Raw genomic sequence first — 14,897 nt, 5'->3', positions numbered from 1 at the left:
GGGTCAATGTCTCCGGGCGAAATGCGCTGCCGTCTCCGTCATGCCGAAGGGCGGGGTGGGGGGCGGCGTTGCGGCGCCAATGGTGCACGCGTTTTCCAGCAGTTGCAAGGCCAGGCGCTGCACGTCCTGGGCGTGGTTGGCGCGCACCGTGCTGGTCAGGATGCCGCTGCCCAGGTGCCGCTCGGCGCAGCGCTGCAGCGTGTTCAACGCCGCATGCGTCGGGTCGGCCTGGGCCGGCCCGCCGGGCGGCAGGATGGAGGCCACCGAGCAGTGCACGCCGGCGTGCATCGCCATGTGTTTCAGTTGCCGGTAGCTTTGCACCACGCTGTCGGGGCCGCCTTCGGCGATCACCAGGGGGATGGCCGAGGTCGCGCGCACCAATGGTGCCAGCACCTCGGCGCTGGCGTAGAGCACCAGCAGCGCATAGGTGCGAAAGAAGGGTTGCAGCGCCTGCATCGCGGCCGGGCCGTCGGCGGTCTGGCGGGCGAGGCGCTGCATGCCGTAGCCGGCCGGAATCACCGCCAGCGACGAGGCCGCCGGGCCGGTTTCGAGCGGGGCGCCGTTCTGCCAGGAGGGCTCGGCCAGCAGGTGGGCCAGGCCCGGCGCGTCGTCGGTTTCGCGGGCGGTGCCGTCCAGCACGGCCACGGGATACCCCAGCCGCTGCAGGCTGGAACACACCTGCCACAGGGTTTCCAACCCGTAGGCGGCGTCGGGCTGCGCCACGACAGACACGACCCGCAGGTCCGACTGCGGCGTGATGCTGTGCAGGCTCGTGGCCTGGTGGAATCCGGTATCAAGCATCGACCAGTCCCCTTTCCGAGGCCAGCTCGGGCGAGTGCGAGAAGAAGAAGTTCAGGTCCGACGCCTTGGGGTCGAAGGCCGACTTGGCGGGCGAGCGCATCGAGGTGCTGATGAGCTTGTGCGCATCGGCGGCCTCCCAGTCCTCGGGCACGCGCTGGCCGTTGGTCACGCCGCGCAGCACCATCTGGTGGCGGATCAGGGCGTCGATCGAAGGGCCGAGCTTCACGGCTTCGTCCACCTTGGACAGGATGGCCTGCTGCGAGCCGGCGGTCTTGAAGGCGCTGAGCACGTCGTCCAGCGTGTCGCCGTGGCAGCCGGCGTTCAGCACCAGCAGGCGGTTGACGTTGGGCAGGTCCAGCACATCCAGCATGTCGCGCTTGCGCGGGTCGCGCGGTGCGACGCCGGTGGTGTCGATGAGCACCATCTTCTTGCCGCCCAGCAGGCCAAGCAGGTCCTGCAGCGCGGCGCGGTCGTGCGCCAGGTGGGCCACGACGCCCAGCATGCGGCCATAGGTGCGCAGCTGTTCGTGGGCGCCGACCCGGTACGTGTCCAGCGTGATGAGGCCGACGCTGCCCGGGCCGTGGACGCGGGCGCACAGGGCGGCGAGCTTGGCCGTGGTGGTGGTCTTGCCCACGCCGGTGGAGCCCACCATGGCGTAGATGCCGCCTTCTTCGTACAGGGGGCGGGCATGCGCGTCGGTCTTCAGGTTGCGCTCCAGCACTTCCATGAGCCAGCGCACCGCATCGCCTGCGCCCAGTTCCTCGGGCAGGCGCTCCAGCACGGCGCGGGCCAGCGACGGCGAGTAGCCGGCGCGGATGAGCTTGAGCATCAGGTTCGACTGGATCGGGTTCTGCCGGGCCTGTCCGAGCCAGGCCAGGGTGTTGAAGCGGTCCTCGATGAGGTCCTTCATGGACTGCAGCTCGCTCATCAGGTTATGCTGGCCGGCGGCGGGAGCCAGCGAGGGCACGGGCACCTGCACGCGGCGCGGGGCCACGGGCTCGGGGGCGACGTCCATCGGAATGGAGCGCAGCGGGTTGTGGCGCACCACGGGCGCGGCGGCCGGTGCGGGCATGCGTTCGCGCTCGCGGTCCGGCGCGCGTTCGCGGCTGCGCTCGTTGATCGAAGGGGCCTCGGCCGTGCCGGTCAGGGCTTCGTGGCGGCGGCGCAGCATGCGCTCGCGCACGTAGTCCTGGAACGACAGCGTGCTCATGGCCAGCTGCTCCGTGTCCTGCGCCACCGCATTGCGCTGGGGCTCGGCCCGGGCTGCGGCGGCCGCGGGGCGGGCCAGGGTGCGCGCGGGGCTGGCGGCCATGTCGGAGGCGCGCTCCTGCAGGCGGCTCGGCGGGGCCTGCTCGGGCGCGTTTTCCAGGCTGGACAGCGTGTCTTCCGCCGTGGCCATGACTTCCACGCCATTGGCGGTGGGGCGGTTGGACAGGATGAGGGTGCCGTCCCCGAAGGCCATGCGCGCCTTGGCCAGGGCCTCACGCGAGGTGGGGGCGGTGAAGCGTTTGATGTTCATGCGGATGCACCTTTGAGGATCGGGCCAATGCGGATGGTGTGGGTTTCAGGGATCTCGCTGTGGGCGAGCACCTGCAGCCGGGGCGCGACGCGGCGCACCAGGCGGGAAATGGCGTTGCGGATGGCGTCGGGCACCAGCAAGCAGGCGGGCATGCCCAGTTCTTCCTGCTTCATGGCGACTTCGGCGGCCTTCTGCGTGAGGATGTCGGCCACGCCCGGGTCCAGCGAAGGGCCGGCGTTGTTGCTCAGGGCCTGCACCAGCAGGCGCTCCAGGCCAGGTTCGATGGCGATCACGTTCAGCTCGCGCGTCGGGCCGTAGATCTGCTGCACGATGGCGGGCGACAGCGCGATGCGCACGCGGCGGGCCAGTTCCACCGGGTCGGTGGTGGCGCCGGCATGTTCGGCCAGCGTCTCGATGATGGTGCGGATGTCGCGGATGTGCACAGACTCTTCCAGCAGCAGCTGGAGGACTTTCTGGAACGTTGCGATCGACACCATTTTGGGAACCACTTCCTCGATGAGCTTGGGGGCCAGTTTTGCCACGTGTTCCACGAGTTGCTGGGTTTCGGTGCGACTCAGGAGCTTGGCGGCTTGAACTTGCATCAAGTGTGACAAATGCGTCGCCATCACGGTTTCTGAATCAACGACCGTAAAACCCGCCATTTGTGCCGCTTCCTTCTGGTGTTCGTCGATCCAGTGGGCGGGCAGGCCGAATGCGGGGTCGGTCGTGGGCGTGCCGATCAGGGGGGTGGTGATGCCGCCGGGGTTGATCGCCAGGTGCATGCCGGGGAAGGCCTCGCCTTCGCCCACCACCACGCCGCGCAGGGTGATGCGGTAGGCGCTGGGCTTGAGTTCCAGGTTGTCGCGCACGTGCACGGCCGGCGGCAGGAAGCCCACTTCCTGCGCGAACTTGCGGCGCACGCCCTTGATGCGGGTGAGCAGGTCGCCCTGGCGGTTCTTGTCCACCAGGGTGATGAGCCGGTAGCCCAGCTCCAGGCCCAGCAGGTCCACGGGCTGCAGGTCGTCCCAGCTGGCTTCGCCGTCGTGCGCGGGCGGGGGCGCTTCCACCACCGGCTGCGGGGCGTTGGCGCGCTTCATCAGCGTCCAGGCGGCGTAGCCCAAGCCTGAGCCCATGATGAGGAACACGGCGTGCGGCATGCCCGGGATCAGGCCCAGCAGGATCAGGATGCCGGCCGTCACGCCCAGCACGCGGGGCGACATGAAGAGCTGTTGCACGATCTGGTGCCCCATGTCCTCTTCCTTGCCCACGCGCGAGATCACCATGGCCGCGGCCACCGAGATCAGCAGGCCCGGGATCTGCGCCACCAGCGCGTCGCCGACGGCCAGCAGGATGTAGCTGTTGGCCGCCTGGCCGGCCGACAGGTCGTGCTGCAGCATGCCGATGGCGAAGCCGCCGACGATGTTGATCAGCAGGATCAGGATGCCGGCGACCGCATCGCCGCGCACGAACTTCGAGGCGCCGTCCATCGAGCCGAAGAAGTTGGCTTCTTCCGCCACTTCCAGGCGCCGGCGCTTGGCTTCCTTCTCGTCGATGAGGCCGGCGTTCAGGTCGGCGTCCACCGCCATCTGCTTGCCGGGCATGGCGTCCAGGGTGAAGCGGGCCGACACTTCGGCGATCCGCTCGGCGCCCTTGGTCACCACCACGAAGTTGATCACCACCAGGATGGCGAACACGATCAGGCCGACGGCGAAGTTGCCGCCGATCAGGAAGTGGCCGAAGGCCTCGATCACCGCACCTGCCGCGCCCGGGCCGGTGTGGCCTTCCAGCAGCACCACGCGGGTGGAGGCGACGTTGAGCGACAGCCGCATCAGCGTGGTCAGCAGCAGCACCGAGGGAAACGCCGCGAAGTCCAGCGGCCGCAGCATGTAGGCCGCCACCATCATCACCATCAGCGCGACGGCGATGTTCAGCGTGAAGAAGGTGTCCAGAAGCCAGGCGGGGATGGGCAGCACCATCAGCGCCAGGATGGCCACCACCAGCAGCGGGGCGGACATGCCCTGCACGGCCGAGGCGTTGGTGCCGGCCCACTGCCGGACGGATTTGATGGAGGGCGTCATGGGGCGGTCCCTGCGTCGGTGGTGCGGTTCAGCGGATCAAGTTCGGGCGGCACGAACGGGTCGGGCTGGGCCTCGGGCATGCGGCCTTCGCCGCGCATCGCGGCCTTGAGGCGGTAAACGTAGGCCAGCACCTGCGCCACGGCGGCGTACAGCGTGGCGGGGATGGCCTGGTCCAGCTCGGCATGCGCGTAGAGCGCGCGGGCCAGCATGGGCGACTGCAGCACCGGTACCGAATGCTGCGTGGCCATTTCGCGGATCTTGAAGGCGAGCAGGTCGGTGCCCTTGGAGATCACCTGCGGGGCGCTCATCGTGCCTTCTTCGTACTTGAGGGCCACGGCATAGTGGGTCGGGTTCATCACCACGAAGTCGGCCTTGGGCACGGCGGCGATGCTGGCGCGGTCGGCGATCTCGCGGGCGCGCTGGCGCTGGCGGCTCTTGGTCTCGGGGCTGCCCTCGGATTCCTTGTGCTCCTGCTTGATTTCCTCGTGCGACATCTTCTGGCGCGACTTGAAGAAGAACGCCTGCAGCGGCACGTCGACGACCGCCGCGAGAAACACCACCAGCAGCATGAGGCTCACGCCCGAGGTCATCCATTCACCCACCCAGCGCAGAGCCACCGGCGAGGGCTGCAGCACCAGCATGGACAGCTTCTGGATGCTGTTGCCCAGGAAGTTCCAGGCCACGGCGGTGATCACGCCGGTCATGAGCACCATCTTGCCCACGTTGACCAGCTGCTGTTTGGACACCAGGTTGGTGAACCCCGAGATCGGGTTCAGCCGGCTGAACTGGGGCGTGATGGGCTGGAAGCTGAACACCCAGCCGCCGGCGCCGATGGCGCTGACCACGGCGGCGGCGCTGGTGAGAACGGCGAAGACGAGGCTGGCGACCACGCCGATCAGCGCCATCTGATGCAACCGGGTGACCATGCTGCCCGTGGCCTGCACCGTGGCGGCGTTGAACACCAGCTGCTCGCGCACGGCCAGCTGCAGGTGTTCGGTCAGCATGGGCGCCAGCACGAGGACGCTGCAGGCGCCCATGCCAAGGACGGCGATGTGGGACAGGTCCCGCGAGCGCGCAGCCTGACCGTCCTTGCGCGCTTTCTGGAGCTTGTGCTCTGTCGCGGGGAGGTCTTTGTCTTGGCTGGAGTCCATGGTGGCATGACGGCTGGTGGTCATGCCATTGTCGTGAGCGCCCCGGAAACCTAAAGCGCGAATAGACGGCTTGTCGGGCGGCTATTCAGGGTGGCGGCCGGTGGGGTGGGCCGGCAGGGGCGGGGTGTCACGCACCCCGGTACATCAAAAATGATAGCAATATGCCCTAGTACTTATTGCCGTTGCATGCCAAAAGGCCATGAAATCCCATGTGGATATACGGTGGATGCTCCTTTTTCAGGAGCGCCAGCGCCCGCCCGGCATCAGAAGCCCAGGCTGGCCAGCAGATCGTCCACCTGGGACTGGTCGGTGACCACATCGGGCGTGCCTTCGGGATCGACCACCGGGCCGGCCAGGTGTTCGCGGCGCGCTTCCACCACGGGGGCGACCTGCGCCTGCGCGGCCGGTGGGGCGGTCTGGATGAGCAACTGCACCAGCTGCTCTTCGATCGTGGCCGCCAGATTGACCACACGGGCGATCACCTGGCCGGTGAGGTCGTGGAAGTCCTGCGCCATCATGATTTCGGTCAGGTGGCCGTCGGCTTCCTTGGTGACGCGCTCCACGTCGTGCAGGAAGTTCATGATCTCGCCTTTGGCGACGGCCGCCACGGGGTCCTTGACCAGCGAGGAGACGACGCGGCGGGTTTCCTCGGCGATGAAGTCGTGCTGGGCCTTGGCCTGCTCCACCCGGCTCAATACCTTCTCTGCCGCTTCGCCCGTGAGGCGCGCGATGTAGGAAAGTCGGCTTTGCGCATCGGGCAACTCGCCCATCGTGCCGCGCAGCTTGTCGGCGTAGCCGAGTTCGTTCAGCGAGTCGTGCAGCTGGCGGGTCAGCTGGCCGATCTTGTTGTGAACGGCGCCGGCTTCCGGAAGGTTGTTGTCCGAGGTATCCATGATCACAGGCCCATTTTCTTGAGGATCAGGGTGACTTTCTCTTCCAGCGTGGCCTTGGTGAACGGCTTGACGATGTAGCCGGCTGCCCCGTTCTGGGCGGCTGCCACGATGTCTTCCTTGCGGGCTTCCGCCGTCACCATCAGCACGGGCAGGTGCTTGAGCTTGTCGTCCTTCTTGATTTCAGCCAGCAGCTGGAATCCGTTCATGTTGGGCATGTTGATGTCGGTGACGACGAAATCGAACTTGCTGTTGCGCAGTTTGTTCAGCGCCACCACGCCGTCTTCCGCCTCATCGGCATCGGCAAAGCCGCTTTCCTTGAGCAGGTTGCGCACGATGCGTCGCATGGTGGAGAAGTCGTCAACGATCAAAAAGCGGAGTGCAGTGGTCACGTGGGACCCTTTCGGTCGGAAATTGCAGTGTGTATTGTCATGGGCCGCAGGTTTGGTGACAAGACGTTACGGCCGAGGGGCGGATGCCGGATTCTCGCGCTTTTCGGCGGTGAACTCCGTGGAAGTGATGGTGGCAGATTTCTTTCCGAGCAGCCGTTCCTCGGCTTCCTGGGTCAAAACCGTGATCGTGATGCGCCGGTTGGCGGGCGCGCGCGGCTCCTTGGGTTCCAGCAAATCGCTGGCCGCCAGCCCGACAACGCGGCCCAGCTTGGCATCCGGCATGCCGGCGGCCACGAGTTCGCGCCGCGAGGCGTTGGCCCGGTCGGCCGACAGTTCCCAATTGCTGTAGCCGCGGTCGCCGTTGCCGTAGGGCGTCGCGTCGGTGTGGCCCGCCAGGCTGATGCGGTTTTGCACGCCGCCGAGCGCGGTTCCGATTTCTCGAAGAATGTCGCGCATGTAGGGTTTTACCAACGCACTGCCGCTGTCGAACATGGGCCGGTTCTGGTCGTCCACGATCTGGATCTGCAGGCCATCGGGCGTCACATCCATGCGGATCTGCGAGCGATACTCATTCAGTTTGGGCGTTTCGGTGATCAGCGCGTCGATTTTGGCCTGCAGCGCCTTGATGCGCATCTCGTCCTGGCGGGCGCGCTCGGCGCGTGCGGCTTCGAGGTTGGCGCGGCGGTTCGTCGATGTCTCCGAGTCGGAGCGCCGAACCTGGCCATGCACCTTGGACAGATCGTTGCCGCCGCCGGGAATCACGCTCGAGCTGTTGCCCGCACCGTCTCCCCCCTGCATGGACACCTTCAGCGGCGAATTGAAGTAGGCGGCGATGCCCTGCAGTTCGCCCTTGGCGGTGGAGCCCAGCAGCCACATCAGCAGGAAGAACGCCATCATGGCCGTCACGAAGTCGGCATAGGCGATCTTCCAGGCGCCGCCATGCACGGCATGGCCGCCCTTCTTGACGCGCTTGATGATGATCGGCTGGAGTTTCTTGTCGGCCATGGCGGCGTCTTCAGCCTACTTCTTGCCCTTCACGTGGCTTTCCAGTTCGGAAAAGCTCGGACGGTCGGTGGAGAACAGGACCTTGCGGCCGAATTCGATCGCGGTGGCGGGGTTGTAGCCCTGCATGCTGGCCAGCAGCGTGGTCTTGATGCATTGCAGTTCCTTGGCGGCATCTTCCAGCTTCTGCTCGACCAGGCCACCGAGGGGTTCCACCACGCCATAGGCCAGCAAGATCCCGAGGAAGGTGCCGACCAGCGCCGAGCCGATCATGCCGCCCAGCACGGAGGGAGGCTGGCCCACCGAGCCCATCGTGTTCACCACGCCCAGCACGGCGGCGATGATGCCGAAGGCCGGCAGCGCGCCAGCCAGGCGGGCCAGTGCCGCCACGGGGGCGTGTGCTTCCTGGTGATGGGTTTCGATCTCGCTGTCCATCAGCGCCTCGATCTCGTGCGCGTTCAGGTTGCCCGAGACCATCATGCGCAGGTAATCGGTCATGAACTCGATCACATGGTGGTCGCTGCCGACCGTGGGGTATTTCTTGAAGATTTCGGATTCGTGGGGCGTCTCGACATCCTTTTCGATGGCCATCAGCCCTTCCTTGCGGGCTTTCTGCAGGATGTCGTAGAGCATCGCCATCAGTTCCATGTACCGTGCCTTGGTGTACTTGGACCCCTTGAGCGCCATGGGCAGCGCCTTCAGCGTGGACTTGAGCACCTTCGGCTGGTTGTTCACCACGAACGCGCCCAGCGCGCCGCCGAAGATCGTGATCATCTCGAAAGGGAGTGCTTTGATGATCACGCTCACATTCCCGCCGTGTACCACGTACACGCCGAAAATGCACCCGAGGCAGACCAGGTAACCGATGATTACAAACATGGGGCCATTCTGGCAGAGTCTTTTTGAAGCGCAAAAACGGAAATGCAGGCGGGATACACCCCAATTCGTTCCCCTTGACAAGTCCCGTTGCCCTGTTGGTGAAACCGGCCGCCCACCGCCAAAACAGGCGGGCAAACCATGGTTTATTGGGGCCACCGCAGGGGCCGGGAGCCCCTAAGATGGACCCCGGCCGTTTCGGTCCACTGCCCCCGATCCCACCCTTTTCCATTGCCTGCCGCCGATGTGCTCCATGCCCACTTCCACCGACGATGCTGACGTGCAAGAGCATGCCGACCTGCTGATCGCGCTCTTTCAGGCCGAGCAGTGCCTGGCGCAGCAGGATCTGGTGGGTGCCCTGACGAAATTCGCCACCGCCCTGGCTTTCGATCCACAGCGTGCGGACGTCTGGATGCATGTCGGGCGCACCTACCTCAAGATGGAAAACTGGGCGCAGGCCATTCCGGCGCTGGAGACCGCCCTGAACCTGCAGCCCGGCATGCCGGATGCGCAGCATGGCCTGTCGTTCGCATTGTTCAACCTGGGCCGGCACGCCGAAGCGTTGCAAATGATCGACGATGTGTGTCGCCGCGGCAACAACCCGGCCATGTGGGTCATGCGCGCCTTCCTGCATGACCAGATCGAGGGCAGTCCCGTCAAGACGCTGGAGGTCTACAGGGACTGGGGCCGGCGCTACGCCGATCCGCTGACGCGCAAGGCCGCTCCCCTCGTCGTGACCGATCGCCGCCCGAAGAAACGCCTCAAGGTGGGCTATGTCACGGCCGATTTCCGGGAGCACTCCATCGCGTTCTTCATGCTGCCCGTGCTGCGCCACCATGACCCGCAGGAGGTCGAGGTGCATGTGTACTCGGGCGGGCGGCGCGACGGCATCACCGATGCCCTGCAGCAGTGCGTGCCCCATTGGCACGAGATGATCCACCTGTCCGACGATGACCTTTACACGCTCATCCGCTCGCACGGCATCGACGTGCTGGTGGACCTGTCGGGCCACACCGCCGGCAACCGCCTGCTGGTCTTCGCGCGCCGCGCGGCGCCCGTGCAGGTGACGTGGCTCGGATTCATGAGCCCGCTGGGCATGAAGGCCATGGATTACCGCCTGACCGATGCGGCCATCACCCCGCCAGGCCATGAAGTCTTCTACAGCGAGCGGCTCTTTCGCCTGGCCTGCATGGCGAGCTACGCACCGCCCACCTATGCGCCGCTGTGCGAAGAGCCGCCAATGCTGCGCAACGGCTACCCCACGCTCATCTCGCTGAACAATTCCGCCAAGGTCACGGACCGCATGCTGGGTGTCTGGGGGCGCATCCTGAAGGCGCGCACCGATGCGCGCCTCGTCATCATGGTGAAGGAGCGGTCTGCCGAGGCCGCCCAGGCCAACATGCAGATGCGGGTCGAGGCTCAGGGCCTGCCGCTGGACCGCGTGTTCGTGATGCACCAGCAACCGCTCAACCAGTTCATGGAACTGGGACATATTGCCGACGTGGCACTCGACACGGCCCCGATCTCCGGTGGCACCACGACGCTGCATGCCCTCTGGATGGGACTGCCGATCGTGTCGCTGGACGCCGAGCGCGGTGTGGACGCGAGCACCGCGCGCACGCTGCAGGGCGTGGGCTATCCCGATTGGGTGGCGCGCAGCGACGACCAATACGTCGAGCGGGCTCTGGCGTTCATGGCCGATCCGGAAACCCTGGCCCGCCTGCGCCACGAAACACGGCAACGCTTGTCCGCCTGCGCACTCATGGACTATGCCGCCCGCACGGCCGAGCTGGAAAAGGCGTTCCGGCTCATGTGGCTCAATTACCTGGAAGGCCGCGACCGTTTCCTGGATGTGTTCGCCGATCCGGAGCCGGTCCTGGCACGCCTGGGCGGCGGTGAGAAGCGTGCGCACGGCACGCCCTCCGTATGACCGCCGGCGCTCCCACCGATCCCATTCCTCTGCTGGTGCCGGATGTGCCGGACCCGGTGTCCCTCCTGCCCTATCTGCAGCGCATGCATGCCGCGCGCTACTACTCCAACGGCGGCCCACTGGTGCGCGAACTGGAGGACCGCTTTGCCGAGCGCTTCGGCCTGGGCGCAGAGCAGGTCACGACCGTGGCAAGTGCGACGCTGGGCCTGGAGTTGGTGCTGCAATCGCTGGGGCTGCGCGCCGGCTCCCGCGTGCTCATGCCCACCTTCACGTTCGCTGCCACGGCGACGGCCGTGCTGCGCGCCGGCCACGTGCCGGTACTTTGCGATGTGGATGCCGACAGCTGGCTGCTGACGCCCGACATCGCGCGCGCGGCCCGTGCCACCGGTGCCGTGGATGCCGTACTGCCCGTGGCGGCCCTCGGCATGCCGCACGACATGGCGGCATGGCAGCGCTTCGAGGACGAAACGGGCCTCCCGGTGGTGATCGACGCCGCCGCCGGCTTTGGCAGCCAGTGGCTGGCAGGCGCTTCGGGCACGCTCGTGTTCAGCCTCCATGCCACCAAGTCGCTGCCGGCGGGAGAGGGCGGTTTCGTGGTCTCATCGCGCCCCGGGTTGGCGGCGCGAGTGCGCCAGTCGGCCAATTTCGGCATCAACCTCGACCCGTCCAGCCACCTGCCGGTCGGCGCCCTGGCGGCAGTGGGCACCAACGCCAAAATGAGCGAGTTGCACGCTGCCGTGGCGCTGGCATCGCTCGCTTGCTGGGAGCAGGGCGCGCAGGTCCGGCGCGCGTTGCTGCGGGAAATGCAGGACGCCCTTGCACGCGCGGCGGACGGCCGGATCGCATGGCAGATGGCCGGCCCGGCCGGCGCCATCGCGGCACCGACGCTGTTGTGTGCACGGATGCCCGACACTGCCTGCCGGAGTCGGCTCGAGGCACTGTGTGCCGCGCAGGGCATCGCGACGCGTCGCTGGTACCAGCCCCTCATGCACCGCATGGAAGCGCTGTTGCCCTTCTGTACGCTATTGCCCACGCCCCAGGCGGATGCGCTCGCCGAGACCCTGATCGGCCTGCCGTTCTTTCCGAAGATGGATCCTGCGCAGATGCAGCGGCTCACCCGTGTGATGGAGCAGGCAATGCGCAGCTAGGAAGGGGTCCATTTCAGATCACTGTAGAGACAATGGGCTGCACGAGCCGCCGCTGGCTCGGCAGGCCCCAGACCAGTACCGAACACGGGGCCGCGGTCCTTGCAACATCCATCCAGAAGAGTCGATCCATGCCGACCAGTGTCCTTTCCCCCCACTTTTATCGAGATCCCGATCACCACGCCCGCGAACTGGAGGGGCTGTTCCGCGAAAGCTGGGTTTTCGTCTGCATGCGCTTCGAACTCGGCGGTCTCGTGCACCGTGGTGTGCAGGTGGGCGGGGTGTCGTTGTTGCTCCAGTGCGACAGCCAGGGGCTGCCGCGTGCTTTCCTCAATGTCTGCTCCCACCGGCATGCCCAGTTGTGCGAATCGGGCACGCACCGCGGGCCTGCGCGCTGCCCCTACCATGGCTGGGTGTACGACCGGGAGGGCGTTCCCGTCGGCATTCCGGCGAAACACTGCTTTCCCGAGGTGGTGGCCGAACCTGCCCGCTTTCGCCTGCAGGAATTCAACTGCGAGGCGGTAGGGCAGTTCGTATTCGTGCGTATTTCCGAAAGCGGCCCGGCACTGCGCGAGTATCTGGGCGAGCAATACGCCTTTCTCGAGCGTGCCAGCCAGGGGATGCAAGGCTTGCTGGACGAGTTCCGGGAGCCGGTGGGCGCCAACTGGAAAATCGTGATCGAGAATGCCCTCGAGGGGTATCACGTCCCTGCCGTGCATTCGCGAACCTTCATGCAGGTCGACGGCATGGACCGGGCCGAAACGGCACCCCGCTTCTTCCTCGAAGATCGCCGGCACAGCCATCTGGAGCATGCCGCCGATGCGCAGTGGGTAGCGCGGTTCGCCCGCATGGAGAGCAAGATCGGACAGTGGCCCTGGCGCTTCGCGCATTACACCCACCACCATATCTTCCCGAACCTGACCGTCACGTCGTTCATGGGATACAGCTTCCATGTCCAGTCGTTCGAGCCGACCGCGTCCCGCCAGACCACCGTCCACTCGAGGACCGTTGGCGTGGAGTTCACCGGGACCACGCCTGCCGGCGCCAAGATGATGGAACACATCCATGCCGATGGCCATGCCTTCACGCGCAAGGTGTTCGCGGAAGACGGCGGTATTTGCGCCAAGGTCCAGGCGGGCGTCGATCAGGCGCAGCGCCCGGCGCTCGTGGGCGCCGGAATCGAGGACCGGGTGGCGCATTTCCAGGCGGCCTATGCCCGGGCGCTTCAGGGCTCCGAAACACCGATGGGCGGAAAAGCATGAAGGCCATCATCCTGGCGGGGGGGCTGGGTTCCCGCCTGAGCGAGGAGACGCAGCAAAAGCCCAAACCCATGGTGGAGATCGGCGGCCGCCCGATTCTCTGGCACATCATGAAGATGTATTCGCACCATGGCATCCATGACTTCGTGGTGTGCTGCGGCTACAAGGGCTACGTGATCAAGGAGTACTTCGCGAACTATTTCCTGCACATGTCCGACGTGACGTTCGATCTGGTGAACAACCGCATGGACGTTCACGAGCGGTATGCCGAACCCTGGCGGGTGACTCTGGTGGACACCGGCGATGCCACCCAGACGGGTGGCCGCCTGCGCCGTGTGCGGCGCTACGTGAGCGAGGACGAGGCCTTCTGCTTCACCTATGGCGACGGGGTGGGCGATATCGACATCACCGCGCTCATCCGGTTCCACAGGGCGCATGGACAGCCGGCCACACTCACCTCCACCCGGCAGCCCGGCCGCTTCGGCGCGCTGGACATGGAGGGCGACCGCGTGCTGTCGTTCCGCGAAAAGCCCGATGGCGGCGGCGGCATGGTCAACGGCGGGTTTTTCGTGCTGTCTCCTGCCGTGTTCGATCTGATCGATTCCGACGAGACGGTGTGGGAAGGCCCTCCGCTCGAGGCGTTGGCGCGTTCCGGCCAATTGCGGGCCTATCGTCACGAAGGTTTCTGGCAACCCATGGATACGCTGCGCGACAAGAATTATCTCGAACAGCTTTGGCAGGGGGGGCATGCGCCCTGGAAATCATGGTGAGCGGTCCCGACAGCGGTTTTTGGTCCGGACGCAAGGTGTTCGTCACGGGCCACACTGGTTTCAAAGGCACCTGGCTGTCGCTTTGGCTGCAGCGTTTGGGCGCGCAGGTGACGGGGTATGCGCTGGAGGCGGATTCCATGCCCGCGATGTTCGCGCTGACCCGGGCCGCGCAAGGCATGCATTCGGTCATCGGCGATGTGCGGGATGTGGCGTTGCTTGCAGGCGCGCTGGAAGCAGCGGCGCCGGAGGTCGTGATCCACATGGCCGCACAGCCCCTGGTGCGCAAGTCCTACGCCGATCCGGTCAGCACCTATTCGACCAACGTCATGGGTACCGTGCACCTTCTGGACGCCGTCCGTCGCGTGCCGTCGGTGCGCGCCGTGGTGGTGGTGACGAGCGACAAATGCTATGAGAACCGGGAGTGGCTCTGGGCCTATCGCGAGGACGACGCGCTGGGCGGGTTCGACCCCTACAGCAACAGCAAGGCATGCACCGAGCTGGTGGCCGCCTGCTACCGTGACTCGTTCTTCGCCCCGGCAAGGCACGCGGAGCACGGTGTGGCGCTGGCCACGGCGCGGGCGGGCAATGTGATCGGTGGCGGTGACTGGTCCAGCGACCGGCTGATTCCGGACTTCCTGCGAGCCTCCTGCGGCGGCGATCCGCTGGAGGTGCGCAATCCCGCTGCCGTGCGGCCATGGCAACATGTGCTGGAGCCCCTGGCGGGTTACCTCCAATTGGCGCAGCGACTCTTCGAGAAGGGGCCGGCGGTATCGGGCGCCTGGAATTTCGGGCCCGCCGAGCAGGACGTGCGAAGCGTCGGCGACGTCATCCGGCAACTGGCTGCCGCGTGGCCTGTCCCTGTCGACTACCGCTTTGCAACCGGGCCCGAGGGCGTGCACGAGGCGCAGATGCTCCGGCTCGACAGCAGCAAGGCCTGCTCTGTCCTGGGCTGGGGGCCTCGGTGGTCGCTGGCGCAGGCCGTGGAGCGCATCGCCCAATGGCATTCCGCACACGCTCGCGGCGAAGACATGCGCCAAGTGACCGAGCATCAGATCGAATCGTATTGCGCCGCTGAGCGCTGAAG

At 66.4% G+C, this 14,897-nt stretch carries 13 protein-coding genes; 5 read left to right on the top strand and 8 right to left on the bottom strand.

What is annotated here, in order from left to right:
- Positions 1–3: 3 nt before the first annotated feature.
- The 8 genes from R1Z03_RS21335 to motA all read right to left on the bottom strand — a co-directional run bounded on the left by R1Z03_RS21335 (position 4) and on the right by motA (position 8,712).
- Positions 4–801 carry a hypothetical protein gene (locus tag R1Z03_RS21335; protein ID WP_272565433.1) on the bottom strand — a complete coding sequence of 266 codons (798 nt, stop codon included), beginning with the start codon at positions 799–801 and terminating at the stop codon, positions 4–6.
- Positions 794–2,320: a flagellar biosynthesis protein FlhF gene (flhF, locus tag R1Z03_RS21330; RefSeq protein ID WP_317354876.1), complete on the bottom strand. Its 1,527-nt coding sequence runs from the start codon at positions 2,318–2,320 to the stop codon at positions 794–796. The genes R1Z03_RS21335 and flhF overlap by 8 nt, the downstream gene beginning before the upstream one ends.
- Positions 2,317–4,398 (bottom strand): flagellar biosynthesis protein FlhA, encoded by a 2,082-nt coding sequence (gene flhA, locus R1Z03_RS21325; RefSeq protein WP_284402628.1) that lies wholly within the window; start codon positions 4,396–4,398, stop codon positions 2,317–2,319. The genes flhF and flhA overlap by 4 nt, the downstream gene beginning before the upstream one ends.
- A complete protein-coding gene (locus tag R1Z03_RS21320; protein WP_272569821.1) occupies positions 4,395–5,549 on the bottom strand; it encodes a flagellar biosynthesis protein FlhB in 1,155 nt (384 codons plus the stop codon). The genes flhA and R1Z03_RS21320 overlap by 4 nt, the downstream gene beginning before the upstream one ends.
- Before the next feature lie 263 nt (positions 5,550–5,812).
- Positions 5,813–6,442 (bottom strand): protein phosphatase CheZ, encoded by a 630-nt coding sequence (locus tag R1Z03_RS21315; protein WP_272565428.1) that lies wholly within the window; start codon positions 6,440–6,442, stop codon positions 5,813–5,815.
- Between the two features lie 2 nt (positions 6,443–6,444).
- Positions 6,445–6,831, bottom strand: a complete 387-nt coding sequence (gene cheY, locus R1Z03_RS21310) for a chemotaxis response regulator CheY (RefSeq protein ID WP_092745669.1) — start codon at positions 6,829–6,831, stop codon at positions 6,445–6,447.
- A 66-nt stretch (positions 6,832–6,897) separates the two neighbouring features.
- Positions 6,898–7,836 carry a flagellar motor protein MotB gene (gene motB / locus R1Z03_RS21305; RefSeq protein ID WP_272565427.1) on the bottom strand — a complete coding sequence of 313 codons (939 nt, stop codon included), beginning with the start codon at positions 7,834–7,836 and terminating at the stop codon, positions 6,898–6,900.
- A gap of 15 nt (positions 7,837–7,851) precedes the next feature.
- Positions 7,852–8,712 carry a flagellar motor stator protein MotA gene (gene motA / locus R1Z03_RS21300; protein ID WP_284431688.1) on the bottom strand — a complete coding sequence of 287 codons (861 nt, stop codon included), beginning with the start codon at positions 8,710–8,712 and terminating at the stop codon, positions 7,852–7,854.
- A gap of 250 nt (positions 8,713–8,962) precedes the next feature.
- Between motA and R1Z03_RS21295 the strand changes: the two genes are divergently transcribed.
- From R1Z03_RS21295 to rfbG, 5 genes are all read left to right on the top strand, one after another.
- Positions 8,963–10,639, top strand: coding sequence for a tetratricopeptide repeat protein (locus R1Z03_RS21295; RefSeq protein ID WP_317354869.1), 1,677 nt, complete (start codon positions 8,963–8,965; stop codon positions 10,637–10,639).
- Complete coding sequence (locus R1Z03_RS21290; RefSeq protein ID WP_317354866.1) at positions 10,636–11,787, top strand: DegT/DnrJ/EryC1/StrS family aminotransferase; 1,152 nt, start codon at positions 10,636–10,638, stop codon at positions 11,785–11,787. Before R1Z03_RS21295 ends, R1Z03_RS21290 begins: the two co-directional genes overlap by 4 nt.
- A gap of 128 nt (positions 11,788–11,915) precedes the next feature.
- Positions 11,916–13,046 (top strand): aromatic ring-hydroxylating dioxygenase subunit alpha, encoded by a 1,131-nt coding sequence (locus R1Z03_RS21285; protein WP_317354863.1) that lies wholly within the window; start codon positions 11,916–11,918, stop codon positions 13,044–13,046.
- Entirely contained in the window at positions 13,043–13,813 is a 771-nt protein-coding gene (gene rfbF / locus R1Z03_RS21280) for a glucose-1-phosphate cytidylyltransferase (RefSeq protein WP_317354861.1), read from the top strand. The genes R1Z03_RS21285 and rfbF overlap by 4 nt, the downstream gene beginning before the upstream one ends.
- Positions 13,807–14,895 (top strand): CDP-glucose 4,6-dehydratase, encoded by a 1,089-nt coding sequence (gene rfbG, locus R1Z03_RS21275; RefSeq protein WP_317354857.1) that lies wholly within the window; start codon positions 13,807–13,809, stop codon positions 14,893–14,895. The genes rfbF and rfbG overlap by 7 nt, the downstream gene beginning before the upstream one ends.
- Positions 14,896–14,897: the final 2 nt, after the last annotated feature.

It is taken from the genome of Acidovorax sp. BLS4 (assembly GCF_032929295.1).
GTDB lineage: Bacteria > Pseudomonadota > Gammaproteobacteria > Burkholderiales > Burkholderiaceae_C > Paracidovorax.
Note: the sequence above shows the minus strand (reverse complement) of the source record. Positions and strands in the feature narration are given on the sequence as shown.